We start from the raw sequence: 19,503 nt of genomic DNA, 5'->3' as shown, positions 1-19,503 counted from the left end.
ACCACGCAGCTCCGCTGACTAAAAGGCGGCTTCTATTGGTTCGCTTACCTGCACGCATGCCTGCCCGCGCTCAAGTTCAGTCAGCTTCACCAAAAATGGATCCTGCGTACCATCAAGCATGCGCACCACTAAGGTAACCGCGTCATCATAGCGCGTATCGCGAACCTTCGCGCCGCATTCACCTGCAATGCGCACCAGTGGCTCATAATTGGAATACGATGTACGTATAGTAAGATCTACGCAGCGCGAAACCTCCACGAGCTCTGCCGCCTCTATGCCTGCTTGCGTAGCTTGAGTATACGCACGCACCAAACCGCCCGTCCCCAGCAAAACGCCACCAAAATACCTGGTCACAACACAGACCACATCCGTAAGGCCTGCATGCTGAAGCACTTCTAACGTGGGCAACCCGGCTGTTTTTTGCGGCTCGCCATCATCAGAATAGCGAACGCGCCCAACCGCACCCGCGCCCCCTTGGCGCAAAATGTAGGCATACACGTTATGGCGCGCCATACGATTTGCAGCGCGAATCTCTTCAAGAAATGCAAGCGCTTCTTCCTCGGTCTCCACATGAGCGAGCGAGGCTATAAAGCGGCTTTTCTTCTCTTCTATTTCGCCAACAGCGCGGCCTTCAATGGTGATATAGGAATCCATAGTGAACTTCTGGGGGTTGACGGCACCAATGTTTCATTACGTAAGGTCAGTATAGCGTGTTGCAAAGACACGCGGACACGCAACCTCAAAACACCGTGCCAACGCAAATAAATTAACAAAGCAAAGACATCAACGATGCTTTCTTGGCATTTGTAAGATAATGAAACGATGAAGACCATTAACAGCACCCTTGTTGTCTTATTCGCCTGAGGAGCACTCGTGAACTCTACCACTCTCTCACCCACCGCTCTTGCGCAAAATGCCGCCTACACTCAGGAATATCTCGCGTATCTTTCAGAAGACACCCACGATGAGGCCAACCGACGCCTTGCATGGGCACGCATGGGCGAAGGCACCGCGTTTTATCAGGGAAAACCCAACGCCATATCATATGTATCCCGCATATTTGGCGAAGAGACGCGCACTTTTATGAGCACGCTTTCGCAAACTGCCTATCACATCATGTGCAAAGTGATCATTGCCTACCAGCATGATCCTAAGATTCGCGCCCTCTTTCATTTTGATAAGCGTGTAGAGCGTTTGGTGCAACTGCCCTCATGTATCAGCGAACCGCTTCCTCTTACGCGCGTTGATTTCATGCTGGACGAGACCAACGGCGCGGTTCATTTCTGCGAATTTAATACCGACTCTTCAAGTGGCATGGACGAAACACGCAACGCTACTTCCTCTCTTGCTCCAACCACTCCCTACCAGGAGTTTTGCGCACAGCACCCCTGCAAAAATGACCTCGCACAACTTTTTGATGGTTGGGTGGATACCTTCTTAGATCTCTTGCGCAAGCCATCCCAAGAACACACACCATCACCTGCAAATCACTCAGATGAGCCAAGTGAGTCTACGCAGCCGACTCATGTAGGAATCATCGTGTGTCTGGAAGATGCTCATCCCCACATTGGAGAATTGCAAACCTATGCCGAAGTGTTTGAAGCGCACGGAGTGAGCTGTTCGGTATATGATGTCCGCGAGTTGGAATTTGATGGCAAAAATCTGCGCGGTAAACACGCATATTATGGTCGTGACAATACCGTCATTGATGCAATCTGGCGCTTTTGTATTGTCGTTGATCTTTTAAAGTATTGGGATCAAGTGAGCCCCCTGATTAGCGCTGTTGAGTGCGGTGCCGTCCGCATGATCGGTGCGTTTTCTACGCAAATCGTCCACGACAAACAACTCTTTGCTCTTCTTCGCCACCCGCTCATGCAAGCGCTGTTTTCCCCTGATGAACAGCGTTTTATTGAAGAGCACATTCCCGAAACGCACTTTCTTGATGAAGCTGGACTTGATCTTGAGGAAATTGCCGCCAACCCACAAAAGTGGGTGCTCAAACCAACTGATTGGTATGCCTCTATCAATGTGGTAGCAGGTCCTGATTGCACGCCCGAAGCATGGGCTGCCCACCTTGAAAGCGCACGCTCTGATCCGCACACAACATATATCGTGCAGCGTTTTTATGCGCCTTCGCAAACTCCAACAATTCCCCTTTATGGAAACGAAGCTGATTTCTCAGCTCCACCTACCACTGTTGGCAATCTTTTTGGAGCCTATGTATACGCGGGAGGTTTTGCGGGACTCTATGTTCGCCAAGGACCTCATGACGTCATTGGAACTGCTCGAGAAGGCCTTGTTGCTCCTGTTCTTTGGGTGGACGAATAAGAACCCCATTCCCCACATACGCACCTCTTTGACACGTTTGTTCTTTCGTACCTACCGCAAAAGCGGTGGTAGAATAGGTAGCGCATTGTCGCATACTTACACATGAGGAGATTAGTATGTATCGCAAAATTTTGGTTCCCTTTGATAATTCCGAACCGTCGCAACACGCTCTGCAAGCTGCACTTGATATGGTCTCAGATACTCCCGATGCGTGTATCACGGCACTTTCAGTAGCCGACAGCAACGATGCCATTTATGAAACATTTAAGATTGCCTCACGCATGTCAGGCGTTTTGGGCGATTCCCTTGATGTCAATGCGGTGCCAGAACCCGAAGATGAGCGTACTAAAGAAATTGAGCGCATTGAACGTTTGGTTGCTCCTTTGGTGGGCGATACCCAAAACGTTGTCATTGACGTAGTGAAAGGCTCTCCGCATGATGCTATCACTGTCTATGCAGATGAAGGAGATTATGACTGCATAGTAATGGGTCACCGCGGAATGGGTGCCGTACGCGGCATGCTGGGCAGCGTTTGTTATTCGGTGCTTCATAAAACAAATGTGCCGGTACTTGTTGTAAAGTAGCGACACGTTTCGCCTGAGCCCATACTCCTCTCATCTCGGGCAGGTAATGCAAAAGCCGACAAGCTCTCTCTTCACTTGTCGGCTTTTTCTTTTTGGGGCACCTCCACAGAGATGCCCCTCTATTTCGTCTTTACTACACCATCTGCCTCAGAGGCTTCTGGTGTTTAGGGTGCTATCGCTTTGTTGCGCGGCTGCGACGCGCGCGCACAAGTTGAGTGCCCGACAACACACCACCCGCAACAAGCGCACATCCTAACAGCAGATACATGCTGGTTTGCAGCGGATCTCCTGTGGTTGCAAGAGCAGCTTTGCCTGTCTTGGCCAGCGGCGTAAGCACACGTTCTTGATTAACACCGGCAGTCTGCGTCAAGCGATCTTCGTCTTCAGGATTGGGGCTAACAACACCGCCAGCCTCATTGGTTCCCGGCGCATAAGCTTTTGGTGAAGAGACGGTCACACGCGATGATGTCCAGCTCTCCCACGACTGATCGCCCTCACCAAAGGTAAACGGATCACCGGGCACACTCGGATCATGATTCAGATCTACTACTGAAGGCAATTCGCCAGACACCGTAGCAATGTTGCCAATATCAGCATTCAACGCATCATTTGTTACCAACACATCAAACGAAAGCGTCACACTCTGTGTGCCTTCGATATGGCCAAGCTGCACCATCAATACACGCTCAGTGCGATCATAGACTGCATCGGCCACCGCAGCACGGGATCCGTCTGGCATCGTCAACACGAATGATCCTGCCAAAGGCTCAACACCTTGTGGCAGTTCGTCACGCAATACCGCATGCATGAGCGACGTATACTCACGCGTATTTGAAACAACAATGGTATAGCGAAGCGTGTCACCCACATGCGTTGTTCCGTCATCACGCGTCAGGTTTTCAGCCGTCTTGTCTACCGTTATATCACCATCTTGCGGATCGTCAGCAACAACCGTATCAGGAACAACTGATGGAGTGGTAACAACAAACTCAGGATCAGGTGTCTTAGGATTCTCAGGGTCAGACGGGTCATCGGGATTGCTTGGATCATCCGGGTTGTCAGGATTGTCGGGATCACTCGGATCATCTGGATTGGTAGGATCGTCAGGTACCGGCTTGTCGGGAACGTCTGCTGGATCAGGACCAGGTTCGCCCGGTTCATGAGTGTTTTCGGTTCCCTTTGACGGGTTATCGCCGCTGAACAAAGCTAGATTTGCCACTGACTGATGCAATGCAAGCGGCGTCACCTTCGCATCAAAGATCAACTGCGCAGATTGACCGCCAGCCAATTCACCCGCATATACGCGCACCGTATTGCTTTGCGCATACCACGCATCATCTGAAACCGCATGTGTCACGCCTGACGCATCAACCAGTTTTACCGAGCCAGGCACAAAGGAAAGCGCCGTTGGCAGCGGATCGGAAATCAGCACATTGCTCACCGATGAATTTGCTGCTCCCTCATGCTTTAAGGTGATGGTATAGCGAAGCGTGTCGCCCAAATGCGTGCGATCAGAATCTTTGTGCGTAAGGTTTTCCACGCTCTTTGAAGCTACCAAATCGCCAGCTTTCGGATTTGCCGGGAATACCTTCGGTCCTTGTTCGGGGGTGGCAGGGTTAGTTGGGGTTGGCTTTGGGTCATCAATGGTGTCTTGCTCTTCACCTTCAGCCGGAATATCGTTGGGATCCAACTTGGAGCCTTGGAACTGCGCAACGTTAGTGATGTCAGCACCAACTGCGTCGTCATTGACGATGCAATCAAAACTCACCACTGCCTTGGTACCGCCGCCAATATCACCTGCAAATGCATTCAACTGCACCTGTCCATCTGCTGTTTGGGTCACAGCGAATTGGCCGCGAGCAACCGCATCTGTCGTTTCACTCAGAGCATCATCATAGCCATCCGCTTTGTTTTTAAGGTAAACGCTTGTCTGATCAAGGGTCAGCCCTGCAGGAATCACGTCAGTTGCAACAACGTTTTTCCATACCGAACCAAGAGCAGTATTTTCGGCTACCAGCTCAAAACGAATACGATCACCCGGCTGCGTAGCACTGTTGGGATGCGTCAAATTCGTGGCAGATTTCGACGTAACGCGAATAGGATCAATACCCGGATCAGGAAGTACTTTTACCTGATACTCCCACGTGGTTGCCGTATAAGCACCATTGGGCTTCTGCTCAATGGTAAGCGTTGTCGTTCCAATGAGTTTTGGATCAATTTGAATCTCGTAAGTGCCGTCTTCACCACGGATTGGCTTTCCGTTTTCATCTACGACAACCTGCGCTTCAATGATGTCACCTTCTTCGGTGGTAATAACAATAGGAGCGCTTGAAGGAGTCTTCACCTTGATGGTAACCATACCAGGATGCGGGTCATCTTCAGTTGGGCGCACATACTGGATCTCCATTGAACCGGTGATAAGCTTGCCATCTTCGCCATCATCTTTTGGCGGATTTGACTCAATAGTCTTCGGACCATCATCAGGGTCAGCCTCAACTTCAGCCTCTGGGTCTACTGGCTTGATATGAATGTCAGCGCTTGGCACGCTCTCATCTTCATCAGGATTGGTGCTTGCCAAATAGTTCAAACCGCGCTCGTAACGCAATGACACCTTATGCTTGTTGTCATCCGTGCTTGCCTCATTGGGCACATGGAAATCTTCATCCGCAGGCGTAAAGAGATACTCGAAATGCGTTGTAGAGCCGCCACTTCCATTGGGAACCTTAACTGCATTTGCAGGAATAACTGTGCCATCTTCAAGCGTTTCTGGCTCAAAGCGCAACTGAATAGGATCTCCTACTGGTTCATCATCAATGTAGAGTTGCACCTTACCCGTTGGTGCCTTGCAGGTAGCTGCAACGGGTTCTTTTTTATCTTCGTCAAAGTAGCCGCCACCAATATCAGCACGCACCATAATCTGCTGACGCGCATCATGCTCATTGGTGCCAGGTTCTTTGTCGGCCACCCATTCGGCTTCTACCAGTTTTACCTGAGACGGAACGGGGTTAATAACACACCAGCCATAGGCGCGATGACCCCAATAATTCTGGTCGAAACCATCTTCCTTCTCATCAGAATACTGCGTTGATGTCATAACGAAACGCATGACGCCCTCGTCACACGGCATTTCGTTGTCATCAACTTCAGCTCCGATGGAAGTGCCATTAATCTCGGTATAGCGCTGATAGCTATAGGTCATTTTTTCATCAAGGTTTAAGATCTTCGGCGGTTTTTCCTCAGTAATAATCTGATTGCCGGGAATCTCAACGCTGTATTTGTCAAAAGGCAGACCATCGTAGTATTTCACGAGCTGGTCAGTATAAGAGCTTGGCAGCTCAAAATCTACGTAGCGCTTAAGAACGTCTTCTGAATTTGGATTACGGAACAACGGCTTAATGGCAACCTCTTCGCCGTTTTCGTCATAGTATGACATGTTAACCATGATCTGCTTATCGGTTGCAGATTTGGGTAGCCACAGATACAGCACACCATTGTCGAACTGCTGTGGTGCACCATATTCATACGGCTCGCCCGCCACCAACAACTCCCACTTTGCCACAAGGTTGTTGCCATCGGTGATGTAGTTACCGTCATCATCTTTTTTCTTGATCTCAGAGCTCAAGTCAATCTTCACCATGAAGACCTTGTTGGGATCATTGGGATCATTGGGGTTATATCCTGGTTGGTTGTAAGCGTCATTTCCCCAAGCCGTTTTACCAATACCTTGGAAGCGAATACTTGGATCAGTGCATCGCACTGTACCGCCCGTGATCTCTACATAACCACCAGAGCCACCAATTTCAGGGAAGACATTATAGTCACCGGTATGGGCACCGCCTCCACCAGTACCTGCAATAGGAACCAGAGTGCCACCGGTTACCTTAATAATTTTGCCTCTATTTGATGACCAGCACGCACTACCAAATGCGCCACCATGCCAACCGCCATGCGAATAAATGTAGCCGCCGTTAATGGTGATATTGCCTGCCACGTTTCCAAAGTGACCCGAACCACGTGTTCTGATCGTATTTGGTTTCTGCGCAGGAAAACTGGTGTCCCAGCCACTATGACCTGCGCCAATGCCTGCACCATGCAAGCCGCCATAAGCATTAATCGTGCCACCGTTAAACGTCATGACGGTAGCGGTGCCATCGGCAGAGCCCGCAGCTCCAATGCCTGCTGCATAGCTTGCACCGCCTTCACCAGAGAAATTCCAACCATATGTACGAATATCTATGTTGCCACCATTGAAGGTCATCGTACCGCCATTTTCGTAGGTGCTGCCACCAACGCCAGGCGCATACCCGCCACCAACAACATTAAGCGTGCCGGGGTTTTCGCTATTCAACTCTGTTGAAGGAGTTCCTGCGGCAATCTTTTTGCCTCCTACAAGGACAATGTCGTTAACAACTTTTTCGCCCTCAACTACCGCTTCTCCGCCACCTTGCAAGCGATTATCTAACTCATCGTCAATGGTAAGAATAGAACCTTCGCCGCAACGAATGCCTGCGTCGTTGGTTCCTCCTTTTGTCGTAAGCGTGTTAACAGAACCGTCTTTAACGCGCAGGTAGAGCGAAGTAGGATTAAGAATTTGCGACCCATCAGTAGCAGCAGCACCCGTTGCGGTGTTATTGATGTTAGTTACCAAATTCACGGCTGGCACTGTAGCATCTTGAATGGTGACACCATCAAACAGAAGGTCAGCATGAACACCAGCGGCAATCTCAATGGTGTTGTTCGTTGCCTCTGGCGTAGAGATTGTCATAGGCTTAGATGAAAGAATAGTCAGGACTGAGCCACTAAAGGAATAGTCGGTCCCTGCATTGCCGCCCGTAATCTCAAAAGGACCTGCCGCTGCTTGAGTAGAAATACCCTCGTCAGATTCACTTGCAACAGCAAGCGATTGTGCAGGAACCATCAAACCAGCTGCCAAAACACAAGAAAGAGCAAGCTTTGCAACTGCGTGTGTTCGATGTTTCAGTGATTGCGCTGCTCGTTCACGTGACTGTCGTGATGCGGCATCGAGCTTCCCTTCGCTGGGTATCGCGCGCTTCATGGCTACCTCCAATGTGTATCTCGTACATGGTGCGTTTGATCATTAAGTTGTAGCAAATAACCAGATAAATCCCCGTCATTTCTCTAAGCCCCCTGCTTAGAGAACAACATTTTCATGATACGCCTAATGTTGCCTCTCGTGAAGCATTTGATAAAAATTTACGAGCTGTGAATCGGGAATGGTTGCGCCTGCGTTTTGACACACTAATGCTGAAATTTGATTGGCGAAAGACACCGCATCTGGCCACGTCATGCCGCACGAATAGCCTGCAATAAGTGCACCCAGATGCGCATCCCCTGCCCCGACCGTATCAACCACTTCAACGGGGGTAGTTGGTATATGCACGCAGGTGCTGCTCTGGTTCGAGCAAGGATCAGGCTCAAAGATATAAGCTCCCTGCGCACCAGCGGTCACAATAACTATATTTTGAGTTTGCTGAACCAGGGCGCATCCTGCCGCTTCAATTGTTTGGCATCCACTAAATTCAAGCGCCTCTTGATCGTTAATATGCCAGATTGCATCAAGCTCAAGAATCCTTCGCAATTTTTCATCAGACACCGAAGCAATGCGCGGTCCGGCTGCATATATGATGACCGCATCGGGCGACTGCTGGCGAATCCGATTCAAATAGTCAAGAATGGCAAAACCGCCTGCGCCATCAATCTCATAACCACTGCAAAAAGCAAGGGCTACGTCATGTGTTGGCGCCTCCTCAAACCACGCTTGTTGAAAATGCCGCTCTATACCTGGAAGCGTAATCATAGTGCGCTGTCCATCAGGGGTCACCAAGCAGATACACGCTCCACAATCGGCGGGTGTTCCTTCAGGAGAGAGTGTTGGCGGCAACCATATATCCACACCGCGCGCAGCAAGTTGTTCTTGCGCCAGATGGGCGAACATACCCTGCCCCATCGGAGCTAACAGCTCGCAGGGTATGCCCAACTGACGAAGAATCTCTGCCGAATTAAAAGCGCATCCTCCTAAAACAGCGTGCGAAGAGGACACCACTACCCCTTCGCCTGCTTGTGGCAGGTTATCCACACGACAGAGCAGATCAAGCATCAAGGCTCCAACTGCCACTACTTTCAAAGACGGTTTTTGAGCAGACGGTTTTAGCATAGCTTTACGGATGCCTGCACCACAAACGGCGACCAACCACAATGCCTGCTGCCAACACTAACGCACCCAATACGGTGCAGGCTGCACCAAGCGGATCGCCCGTGGGAGCAAGCAGTGTATTTTCTAAGCTCTCGCCAAACGTGCGCGGCAAACGTGTTAAGGGGCTTGCCTCCGTTCCATCTAGTGCAAGCACTCCGCTAATGGCATCCATCTCATGTGGATATACCGGATCAGTTGCAATCGCACCCTCAGGAAGCTCTTTATCTGCAAATGCTGGCGTAAAAGCATCTCCGGGCATCCACGCGCCGTTTTCACCGCTGCCTAAGAGCTCGGAAATCCATGTACCACCAGGTAAGTCAGTACCACCTTGCGCAGCACCAACATTACCAATGTCAGCACCTGCAGCATTCTCTGACACCTGCGCCTCAAATATCAGCATTGCCTGCTCTTTGCCGTACAAGTCACCAACATAAACTGCAATTCGATGCGTGTTTGCGTCGTATGCATCCGGAGAAACAGCTACACGCTCTCCACTTGGCAAAACCAATTCTGCAGTTGCCATATTTGGCGTGAGATCGGTCGGTAATTCGTCAAACAACACCACATCAACCCACTTTGAAGATGTATTGCTGTTCTGCGCAACAAGCGTATAGCGAAGCGTGTCACCTACGCGAGTTTGTTCCCCAGGGCGCGTAAGATTTTCTGCTGTCTTGTTAATGTGTCCAGCAGGATCACCCCAATAAACGGTTGTATCTACGGGCACATTCGGCTCTGTTGGATAGACTGGTGATGACGGATCGCCAGAAGTCACTTCTGCCTCTTCGCCATGCGGAGTTTCACCTACGGCTGCGACAGGGTCAAACTCAAGCGGCTTACCAACGGCGTCTTCGTCCACAACAACCTCATAGACAAGCTTATACTCTTCGCCACCACCCAGAGGTCCAACCTCGTAGGTAAGCGTACCGGTCGTAGGATCAAACACCTCATCAGGAAGCTCAATCTCATGTCCCTCAGAATCAATCAGCTTGATAGAACCAGGCACCACATGAGTGCCCGAAGGGATGGGGTCGGTGATTACCACATCATCCCACACTGAATCAGGGGCGTCGTTTTTAATGGTCACCGTTACTTCAAGCGTGTCTCCTACCTGAGTAGGACCAGTTGCATCAGTGATATTAATCACTTCTTTTTCAACACTTGGCGAAGGATCAAACGGCGTTACAACCCAACTTCCGGGATGAGAGCCCGGCGTCGTATCAGATTCGGGATCAGGATTGGGATATGCCTTATCGGTAACAATAGGCTCAATATTCGTCCCGTCTGAACCTTGACCCGAACCGGTTGCAAGGTTGCCAATATCGCGATGATCTGCACCATCTTCATCATCTGATACGTCAATTGCCAAGCTATTTATCTTGCCCGTAAACACAAGCTGATAAGTCTGGCCGCCCGTTATCGTGGGAAGCTGATACGAAATTGCATGCGATGCTTCATCATATGCCGTATCGCTCACAACGGTAGAGGTTCCATCAGGCGCAACAAGCCTCAGCGAACCCGCAACATAGCTGATACCTGCCGGTAAACGATCTGCAATCAGCGCATTTTGCCAAGCTGAATTAGCCGGACCTGCGTTGGTTGCAGTAATGGTGTAGGTAAGCAGATCTCCCACGTTGTTTTCGCCCGTTGCGTGCGTTTGGTTCTTAACCGTTTTTGTCATCTGGGGTACTGCCTTGCGCACGGGGTAGAGCACCACATTCTCGTCAGGCATGGTCGTTTCATCATCAACGGTAACCGTAGAACCACCCGGCGTGGTTGTCCAACCCACCACCGTATCAGGATCGCTCAGTTTTTCGGGAGCTCCCAGCTCAGTCATTATGTCAGTAAGATTAGTATCGAAATCAACATCCGGATCACTTGCAATCACATTGCCAGCATCGTCGCGCACTTCAACCGCGTGTTTGTTTGGCACCCATACCGCATAAACATCGTTGCGTCCTGCGTGCAATTGCGTCGTTGCTGTCATCTCGTTGGTCAAAGACCCATCTTCTGCGAATTCACCTTCAGGCGCTTGCGCCCAATAACGCACGGTGTAGCCGTGACGCTCAGGAACCGGCACAATGTTGTCACCGAGCGTGGTACCTACCAAATAGCAACCTGGATCAATCTTGTACACCTCCGAGTCATCTGACGATTCATCCTCATCAGTATGTACACCGTCATTCCAGTGATAGACCACATAAGCCGGCTCAGCAATGTTGACGGTCTTAGCACCTTGCGCCTTTAAGACTGTTGCGCCAGCGTTTGTCCACTCATATCCCAGTTGATATACGCCGCGGTCATCCTCGGTTGCCGTACGCTCGCCACTGAAGAGCTGCTCCAACTCCGGCGTCCACGGGATTGGTTCAAATTCGCCCTCTTCGTTTTGCTTATAAAGCGTCACATGCAATTCGTCGTCATCCATGGTGCTACCCAGTTCATAGGTAAGCGTACCATCTGCGCCAATGGTTGATGCAGCATCCTTCGGGAAGTCAACCGATGTGATTTTATGCTTCTCAAGCTTGTCTTCTTTGCTATCGGTACTCTCATCAAGAAGGAAGCTGTTCAGTGCTGTTGAAGTTGTGGTAACGAAATTGATGGTGTCGCGATGGTCGTAACGAATTGACGAATCAGACGGAACCTTCATGCCATCAAGATTAACACTGGGAAGTGACGTTACCACATCGGCATTGTTTAAGCCCGACGCGCCAAATGATGCCATAGCAATTGCGGTTGTAGGCACCAGGCGCAGACGACGCATACCAACAGCTCCACTCTTGCTTTCAGTTGCATTGATTTGCAGCCAACCGATACCAGGAGCTACCGACGATACGTTGTCTGAACGGCCAACATCAGCCAAAGAGACAATGGGGATATCTCCGTCCAAAATGGGGCTAATATTGGGATAAAGCGGGTTTTCAGGATCCTCACCCACATAATTGTTCCAGGCTATTGCGTAATTCGATTTTCCGGAGTTTGCGTTGTTGGTCAGCGGAAAAACGTAGCGAATATGACGAACAGTGTCATAGTCAGAGCCGTCTTCGGCTGCATAGAGATGCACCGTTGCAGCTGACGCAACGGAGCTTGCACGCGCAATAGCGTCATCGGCTTTCGAGAAGACAGCCAGTTCGGGATATCCGCCCTCCGAAAATACCCAGACAGGATCTCCGTTGTCATCAACAACGTCAGCAAAGCCTTCGCCCTTAATAAGGTCACGTGTCAAAAGACCTGTTACATGACCAGAAACAATGCCGTTATCGCACATGCCTGTGGTTTGCTTATCGTAGAAACAATTGGTGAGCGTACCTTTGTTGTCACCTGCAAAACCAGTAACTTTTTGATCCCTCAGGGGGTTTCCGTGCTCATCAAGCGGCGTGCCATCTTTGTCCGAGCGCAACGTGCCCACTTCGCCTGCTGCATAGCAATTAGTAAAAGACATATTTTCGCCAAGACCAGCAAAGCCACCCATGTTTCTGCCGCCACTTGACATGCCGACCATAGAGGTTGAATAGCAGTTCGTAAATGAGGTAGGACCGCCGCTTTCGTAAGCACCAATAAAGCCGCCAATGGTGTCGGTACCCTCAATCTTGCCTGATGCATAGCAATTTTCAAAGGTATGAGTACCCCCGTGCACAACGCCTTGGAATACGCCGGTTTTCGTATTGCCATACACATCAATGTTTGTGAAGCAATTGCGATAAGTTACTGGACCGGTGTCACACGAACCAAAACCACCCGAGTGGCCACCAGGAACAATGAGCGTTCCGTTAATGGCATAGCAGTTTTCAATAAGCGTGTTGGGCTGAGCTGCCTCAATAAAGCCCGCGCTACAACCACCACCGTAAACATGCACATTATCAGTATGGGTATTGCGAACAACTTTATTTGTAATAGGCAAAGCATATCCACCCGTGCCATTGCCACCAAAAGAAACACAGCCAGACATGACCGCCCAAATGCCACTCGTGGCATTGTCCTGCCATACAAGCGCATTCTTGACCGCACAATCGAGCACCTGACCACCTGCAAATTGCGCAATAAGCGGTGCGCCATAGGTTGTTGTGCTGTTAATCTTTGCGTTGGAAACCGTGAGGTTTTTAAGAACGAAATCTGCATGGGCGCTATCGCCAATTAAACCAGTGTGGGTAGCTGCACGCGAATAGAGGTTGTAAACCGTATGCCCATTGCCATCAATCACCCACGCCGTGCGTGCCGCAACACCCGTCCAGTTCTGGCCACTCCGTCCGCCCAGGTCAAGGTCATTTTGCAGCTGACAACTCTTCTGGTTTGTCAGACACCACCGAAACTCTTCGGGTGTCTTTACCAGGTAAGGATCATCTGGCGTACCTGTACCTTGTGTGGGCTGAACTTCAGTTCCATTCCATTCTGCAAGACCAGTTTCTACCCATCCTACCTTTGCCTCGCACTCCGCCCATCGTGCGTTGTAATACGCAGGCTGGCCAGGCTGAGGACCAGTGGCAGCAAAAGCCTGAGCACTCGGTGAAACCATGCTCCAGGTAAGCGTTGAACCAAACGCTAAAAAGAGCGCCAAGATTATCGAAAGGCAAATGGATAAAACTTTGCGTGACATGGCATGAGTTGTGAGCATCATGCAGAGCACCCCGTTTCTTATTTGAGCTTCATTAAATGGGTGTTACCGTATCGTTACTATGATACGCCTGATATTGAAAGAGTAAAAGCACATTTCTGCGAATGTCGCCACGACCAGGGAAAAGCAACTAACAGGTGCGCTGTTTTCGCAATAAAGCACGCGAAAGTTGGTGGTGCGCAACGACTGTGCGCCGTAATCTGTCCGCAGTCGACTAAACTACATAAGCACCAAAAACAAGAAAGGCACAACATGAGCTTTCGAGATAATCTCTTGCACCTTCGCAGTGCTCATAATATGACTCAAGAACAACTTGCCATGCTCCTAGGCGTTTCTCGCCAATCTGTAGCAAAATGGGAGTCTGAACGAAGCTATCCAGAAATGGATAAGCTGCTTAAGATGTGCGATGTCTTCTCTTGCACCCTTGACGATCTTGTTCAAGGTGATTTAACGGATAGACCTCAAACACCAGATAGTACAACCTCCTCGTCCACCTGGCACAAAGACTTATTTGGCTACGATGATCTTATGCGATTATTCGCCGCGCGCATTGCCAATGGCGTTATGGCAATCATCCTTGGTGTTGCCATAATGGTGGTCTTCTTCTCTTTAGGTGATAGCACCGAACACGCCGCTTACTTGAGCGAGAACCTTGCTTCATGTGTTGCTTTGCTGACTTTGTTTATTGGTATCACTATTGGTTTAGCGTTCATTATTCCTATTTCCATGAGCAGGTCTTCTTTTATGAAGGCTCACCCTTATTTGGAAAATTTCTATACGCAAGCTGAGATTGATCAGACGCGAAAGGCATTCACCCTACAACTCCTTGGAGGTATCTTCTGTATTTTTTTGGGCATTTGCATACTTATCGCTTTGGCCGATACCTCTTTAGAAGAACTGGTTGGACTTCCTGTACTACTTGCACTCATAGCCATTGGGGTTCGCTTTATTGTTCATGGTGGCCTTATGCTGGGACGCACCAATCTTGATCTTTATAACGAAACCGCCGCTGAGATTTTAGAAGCCCACGAAATAAGCCACGCGTCCATTCCTCCGGAGCAAAAAAAGCAGATGCTCTCACAAAATAGAACGAACAAAAAGATTGGCGCCATCTGCGGTTGTATCATGCTCATTTCTACCGTCGTAGCACTTTGCATCCTCTCTATCCCTTATCTAGAAGGAGGTAAAGTGAGCTACACCTCAGGTCCGCTTGCGCTGTTTTGGCTGCCTTGGCCAATCGGCGGCATCCTCTGCGCAATTGTGAGCATCCTCATGAAAGGCTTTTCGCACGAAGACGAAAGCCTCTAAAAAGACAACGCCGCGCACCCAGACTTGCTGCATATGCATCTAGTCGAGGTGCGCGGCACACGTTTTTATAAAGCGGTGGTTATTCTTCGCCACCCGGCAACGTCTCATTGGCCTCTTCCACGAGGTCATTTGCAATCTCATGAGATTGACGACGTTCTGAGCGCTCTTCGTTTGCAATACGCTCTTCAATTGGTTCTTTTTCTGATTTCATCTCGTGATATTCGCGATTCTGTTCCGCTTTCCATGCATGACGAATTTCGTCTTCTTCATGATGGCGCTTTTTATCTTCATGAATGCGTTCACGCTTTTCTTCTTCGCGGTTCATGACAGCCTCCTGACGATACGTTTTTCAAGGTCATTGCGACACCTTTACTTTACGCCAGGAAATATGATTAGTTGATTACTCACCCCATTCGTCACGAAAATGAAACGCCGCTTTGACCTGGTTGTAGCAATCATTGTGTCTGCGCTAAGGATGCGCAATGCTGACGTGGCTTTCTTCGTTTGTTCGTCGCAGCGTAAAGATAAGCGTAAACTCGGTTCCTTTGCCCAGCGTACTGCAAACATCAATGGTGCCATTCATCATGTCCACAAGATTTTTGGTAATAGCCATACCCAGTCCCGTACCTTGAATGCCGCTAACAGTTGATGTGCGCTCGCGTTCAAAGGGATCAAAAATGTGCTCCAAAAAGCTTTCGCTCATGCCAATACCGGTATCGCTTACCACAATCTTAAAACGTGCGTGCTCAATTGGCGCATCGGGGAGCTCTTCAACGCGGACGCTTATCAATCCGCCTGTATCAGTAAACTTAATTGCGTTGCCAAGCAGGTTAAGCATAATCTGATTGATTTTTAAGCTATCACATGTAATATCGGAGTGCGTAATGCGCGATGTGTCCACTGAAAGAGTCAAACCCTTACGCACTACCTCGGATTGCAGGATAATTGCAAGGTTATCGAACACCTCAGTAATATTGCACGGCTTTTCGTCAAGAAAAGCCTTACCGCTCTCAATGCGACTCATATCCAAGATATCGTTAATAAGATTCAACAAATGAGCACTTGACGTGCGTATTTTCGCCAAATAGTCACGCACGCGCTCAGTTTCCGTCACATGATTGCTCGCCAAAGTAGTAAAACCCATAATGGCATTCATTGGCGTGCGAATATCATGGCTCATGTTTGTCAAAAATGCGCTTTTTGCCTCACTGGCTTTGTTGGCGCGCATGAGCGCTTCTTCAAGCAAAGTGGTTTTTTGCATCTCTTCGCGTATTTGGTTGTCCACATTGCGCAGACCAAGCACCACTAAGTGGTCGTTACCCCAATCACGCACACGCACAATAGTAGCTTGTCGATACTCCAAAACACCGTCGTATTCGGTACGATACGTGGTGTCAAATCTCTTTTTGCTTTCCATCTCCTTAGCAATGGAATCACGCGAGAGCACACAGGCCAGCATTTCGCGATCTTTTTCACACACACGCTTATTGATGTAAGCCTGCAAGCAGTCTTCCAGATTTACCTTTTCAGGGAACAGCTCTGAGAGCATAGCACCTTCGCCCTCATTAGTAATGCGAAGGGTTTCTCCCTGGCCAGTGTCAAGGTCAAATGCGCAAACAAGCTGGTAATCACGACTCAGCGCATTGATAAGATCACGATGATGGCGCTCTTTTTCCTCTTCGCGCAGCTTATGCTCGGTAATATCAATCAAGAAGCGTTGGTAAAACATCTCGCCATTTTGTTCAACCAGCTTGGCGTTGCCCATTACATGGGTAATTGAACCGTCGTCACGTCGGAGGCGATATTCCACACTGGCACTATCACCAGGGTTTTTCAGGTTGCAAATGCATTCATACAGCGCCTCTTTATCATCTTCAAACAACGAGGGAGCCACCATATCAAAGCCGCTTTCCATCAGCTCCTCAAGCGAGCCGCATCCCAAAATTGAAAGCGCGGCTTCGTTAACACTCAGCACCTGTTTGCCGTCAAGTGAATGAGCAATAACGCCGCCATCCATGGATCTAAAGATTGACTCCAAGCTTCGGTTTTTCTCAATAAGTGAGTTTTTGTAAGCGCGTTCTTGCGTGATATCAATGGCAACCCCAACCGTGCCCATGACCGATCCGTCCAAGTTATAAAGCGGAGATTTGTAAGTGGTAAGAAGCTTTTTTCCATCTCCGGTTTGTACCTCTTCTTCGGCAATGCATGTTTGCTGCGTAGACATAACGACACGTTCAGACTCTATGCATGCAGGATCCTCTTGTTCGACATCCCAAATATAGGCATGGCGTTGACCTTGCACTAAGTCTTTGGGCTTGTTGACCGTCTCGCAAAACGCATCATTTACTATTTCGTGGACCCCATCGGCGGTCTTATACCAGACCAAACAGGGAATTGAATTGATAGTTGCATCCAAAAACTGTTGCGCCTCAAACAAATCATCAGCTTGCTTGCGCACCTGCAACCACCGAGTGAGACGGAATTTGAGCTCTTCTTGATCTCCTGGCAATGTGCCAACGTCAAAGATGCGTGCATCTTGCAGAGCTATCACACTTGGCACTGTTGAAGCTGATACCAAGAAAATAACCTGTGTGTGTTCCCCTATTTGTGACAACACATGTGTTGCTGTGGCAAGTTCATCACCGTCCGAGCACGCTGCAATCACAAGGTCGGCATGCGTCATGAGCGATTCTGCGTGTCTTGGAATATCTTCTTGTGCATCACATGCTGCTTGCGCATCTACCGCCACGACATTCACTCTGCACGCAGACGGCACCGGACAAGCATTCACCACTTCATTAAGCTCAGGCGAAAGACCGCTTGTAACAATTGCTATATGATCTTGATACACGAGACGACCCCCGAAGCTTCATGCACCTGTATCTGAGATATCTAAACTTGCCACACATTCGCCACCCGCATCTTTGCAGCTAGCAACGCTGTTGTCATATTATACGAAAGTGTCAGTGAACTTACAGCTTGCATCACATATGTTTATAATTCCCCTCATATAAAGACACTTGTTCCTGAAATCTCCCCCTGCATTCGCCTTCCGCGTCCCACGCGTTTGGCCTGCGCTCCAGCCTACATGACAATTCGCGCGTTTGGCCTGCGCTCCAGCCTACATTCCGACCCGCATGTCTGGTCGTGCTCGTGATAAAATTCGCACACGCCAAACACTCGCAGCTCAACAAAACTCACGCACGCCAAATACTCGCAACACGCCTACTTGTTCTGGGTACCATGCTTCTTGTAAACCCGAAGTTCAAGCATTAAGCAAATGACAACTGCAAACGCAAACAACAGATAGGTGATCCCATAGCTGCCGGTATAATTCGCCAAAACACCAGGTAACATGGTGAATACGAATCCGCCAAATGCAAACGACACTTGAAAGTCTCGCAAAAATTTTAGCCTATGCGAAGGCGACGACAACTCAAGCGCCCAAATGGATACACCGGTGTTGCCTACCGCAATTCCCGTGCCCAAAAGCAGTGCGGCGAAAAAGGCATCCGCACTTCCTACGCGACTTACCAGATAACTAAGTACCAATCCAACAAAGAAGAGCGTAAAAAATATGATGGATCCTCGTTTGGTTCCAATGAGATCAAATATCCAACCTGTTAGCAGCTTGGAGATGGTAAGGGCGAAGCCCATGATGGAAGTAAAAATAGCAGCAGCTGTAAACGTAATACCAGATGATGTCAGTAAAACCGAGAAGTAGCTGTTGCCAACGATGCAGACTGCACCCATTAAAAAGGTGCATACGAGCATAAGGCGCTTTTCATGCACACCAATGCTGGTGGCACCCACAACCACGCGGCGTCCTCGTTTATGCGCATACGCATCTGGCTCATCCTGTATGCTCAAGCCAATATCTTCGGGCTTTGAACGCAACAGTGCCCCAACCACGCCTGCAAGCAACAAAGCCAGGGCACCTTCAAACATAAATGCCGATGAGAGCGAATATGCTTGAATAATAGATGCGGCAACCACCGGCATAATCATGGATGAAAGCCCTGTTCCCATACCTGCTATACCCACCATGGTGCCCAAATGGCCTTTAAACCAGTTTCCGATAATCATAGTCACAACAACAATTGTGCCAAACCCATATCCTGTACCGGTAAGAATGCTGCCAAGGCACAATAAGAGCAGGTTATCCGCTATTCCATAGACAAAAAAGCCCACAGCCGTAAACAGCATTGCCAAGGTTGCGCCTAACCTCAGCGAGACGCGCTTATACAAACCGCTGACGAAAAATATTGCCACAAGCGACACGAATGTACGCACCGTCAGCACAATTGAGCCACCGATATCGCCCACACCAGGCATCTGCACAATATAGGTTTGAAAGACATTAAATGAGGTAGCGGTTAATCCCTGATTTACAAAGAGAAGGAGGAAACAGCACAGGATAATGCGGGCTTTCACGTTTCCTCCTTCGCATCAAGTTACCGTAT

Annotated in this window: 10 protein-coding genes; 3 read left to right on the top strand and 7 right to left on the bottom strand. The window is 49.3% G+C overall.

Annotation, left to right across the window (positions count from 1 at the left end; translation table 11 throughout):
- Positions 1-18: 18 nt before the first annotated feature.
- Positions 19-654, bottom strand: a complete 636-nt coding sequence (locus NFR28_RS02390; RefSeq protein WP_251178230.1) for an IMPACT family protein — start codon at positions 652-654, stop codon at positions 19-21.
- Positions 655-873: 219 nt separating this feature from the next.
- Between NFR28_RS02390 and NFR28_RS02385 the strand changes: the two genes are divergently transcribed.
- Together NFR28_RS02385 and NFR28_RS02380 are read left to right on the top strand one after the other, a co-directional pair.
- Positions 874-2,328 carry an ATP-grasp domain-containing protein gene (locus NFR28_RS02385; protein ID WP_251178229.1) on the top strand — a complete coding sequence of 485 codons (1,455 nt, stop codon included), beginning with the start codon at positions 874-876 and terminating at the stop codon, positions 2,326-2,328.
- Positions 2,329-2,444: 116 nt separating this feature from the next.
- Positions 2,445-2,912, top strand: a complete 468-nt coding sequence (locus NFR28_RS02380; RefSeq protein ID WP_251178228.1) for a universal stress protein — start codon at positions 2,445-2,447, stop codon at positions 2,910-2,912.
- 172 nt (positions 2,913-3,084) lie between these two features.
- Here the strand turns inward: NFR28_RS02380 and NFR28_RS02375 are convergent, their stop codons facing one another.
- From NFR28_RS02375 to NFR28_RS02365, 3 genes are all read right to left on the bottom strand, one after another.
- Positions 3,085-7,968, bottom strand: coding sequence for a hypothetical protein (locus NFR28_RS02375; protein WP_251178227.1), 4,884 nt, complete (start codon positions 7,966-7,968; stop codon positions 3,085-3,087).
- 123 nt (positions 7,969-8,091) lie between these two features.
- Positions 8,092-9,087: a carbohydrate kinase family protein gene (locus NFR28_RS02370; RefSeq protein ID WP_251178226.1), complete on the bottom strand. Its 996-nt coding sequence runs from the start codon at positions 9,085-9,087 to the stop codon at positions 8,092-8,094.
- A 4-nt stretch (positions 9,088-9,091) separates the two neighbouring features.
- Positions 9,092-13,735, bottom strand: a complete 4,644-nt coding sequence (locus tag NFR28_RS02365; RefSeq protein ID WP_251178225.1) for an isopeptide-forming domain-containing fimbrial protein — start codon at positions 13,733-13,735, stop codon at positions 9,092-9,094.
- Between the two features lie 249 nt (positions 13,736-13,984).
- Between NFR28_RS02365 and NFR28_RS02360 the strand changes: the two genes are divergently transcribed.
- The gene (locus NFR28_RS02360) at positions 13,985-15,040 is read left to right on the top strand and encodes a helix-turn-helix transcriptional regulator (protein ID WP_251178224.1); all 1,056 of its coding nucleotides are present in this window, start codon (positions 13,985-13,987) and stop codon (positions 15,038-15,040) included.
- Between the two features lie 79 nt (positions 15,041-15,119).
- On the opposite strand, the gene NFR28_RS02355 is transcribed toward NFR28_RS02360, so the two are convergent.
- From NFR28_RS02355 to NFR28_RS02345, 3 genes are all read right to left on the bottom strand, one after another.
- Positions 15,120-15,365 (bottom strand): hypothetical protein, encoded by a 246-nt coding sequence (locus NFR28_RS02355; RefSeq protein ID WP_251178223.1) that lies wholly within the window; start codon positions 15,363-15,365, stop codon positions 15,120-15,122.
- 144 nt (positions 15,366-15,509) lie between these two features.
- Positions 15,510-17,891 carry a PAS domain-containing sensor histidine kinase gene (locus NFR28_RS02350; protein ID WP_251178222.1) on the bottom strand — a complete coding sequence of 794 codons (2,382 nt, stop codon included), beginning with the start codon at positions 17,889-17,891 and terminating at the stop codon, positions 15,510-15,512.
- A gap of 374 nt (positions 17,892-18,265) precedes the next feature.
- Complete coding sequence (locus tag NFR28_RS02345) at positions 18,266-19,474, bottom strand: MFS transporter (protein WP_251178221.1); 1,209 nt, start codon at positions 19,472-19,474, stop codon at positions 18,266-18,268.
- Positions 19,475-19,503: the final 29 nt, after the last annotated feature.

Origin of the sequence: Adlercreutzia agrestimuris, assembly GCF_943193125.1 — a bacterium.
GTDB lineage: Bacteria > Actinomycetota > Coriobacteriia > Coriobacteriales > Eggerthellaceae > Xiamenia > Xiamenia agrestimuris.
Note: the sequence above shows the minus strand (reverse complement) of the source record. Positions and strands in the feature narration are given on the sequence as shown.

Excerpts from the sequence above, each read along its gene's own strand:
- NFR28_RS02390 (WP_251178230.1), bottom strand. The coding sequence starts at position 654 with ATGGATTCCTATATCACCATTGAAGGCCGCGCTGTTGGCGAAATAGAA.
- NFR28_RS02380 (WP_251178228.1), top strand. The coding sequence starts at position 2,445 with ATGTATCGCAAAATTTTGGTTCCCTTTGATAATTCCGAACCGTCGCAA.
- NFR28_RS02375 (WP_251178227.1), bottom strand. The coding sequence starts at position 7,968 with ATGAAGCGCGCGATACCCAGCGAAGGGAAGCTCGATGCCGCATCACGA.
- NFR28_RS02370 (WP_251178226.1), bottom strand. The coding sequence starts at position 9,087 with ATGCTAAAACCGTCTGCTCAAAAACCGTCTTTGAAAGTAGTGGCAGTT.
- NFR28_RS02365 (WP_251178225.1), bottom strand. The coding sequence starts at position 13,735 with ATGATGCTCACAACTCATGCCATGTCACGCAAAGTTTTATCCATTTGC.
- NFR28_RS02360 (WP_251178224.1), top strand. The coding sequence starts at position 13,985 with ATGAGCTTTCGAGATAATCTCTTGCACCTTCGCAGTGCTCATAATATG.
- NFR28_RS02355 (WP_251178223.1), bottom strand. The coding sequence starts at position 15,365 with ATGAACCGCGAAGAAGAAAAGCGTGAACGCATTCATGAAGATAAAAAG.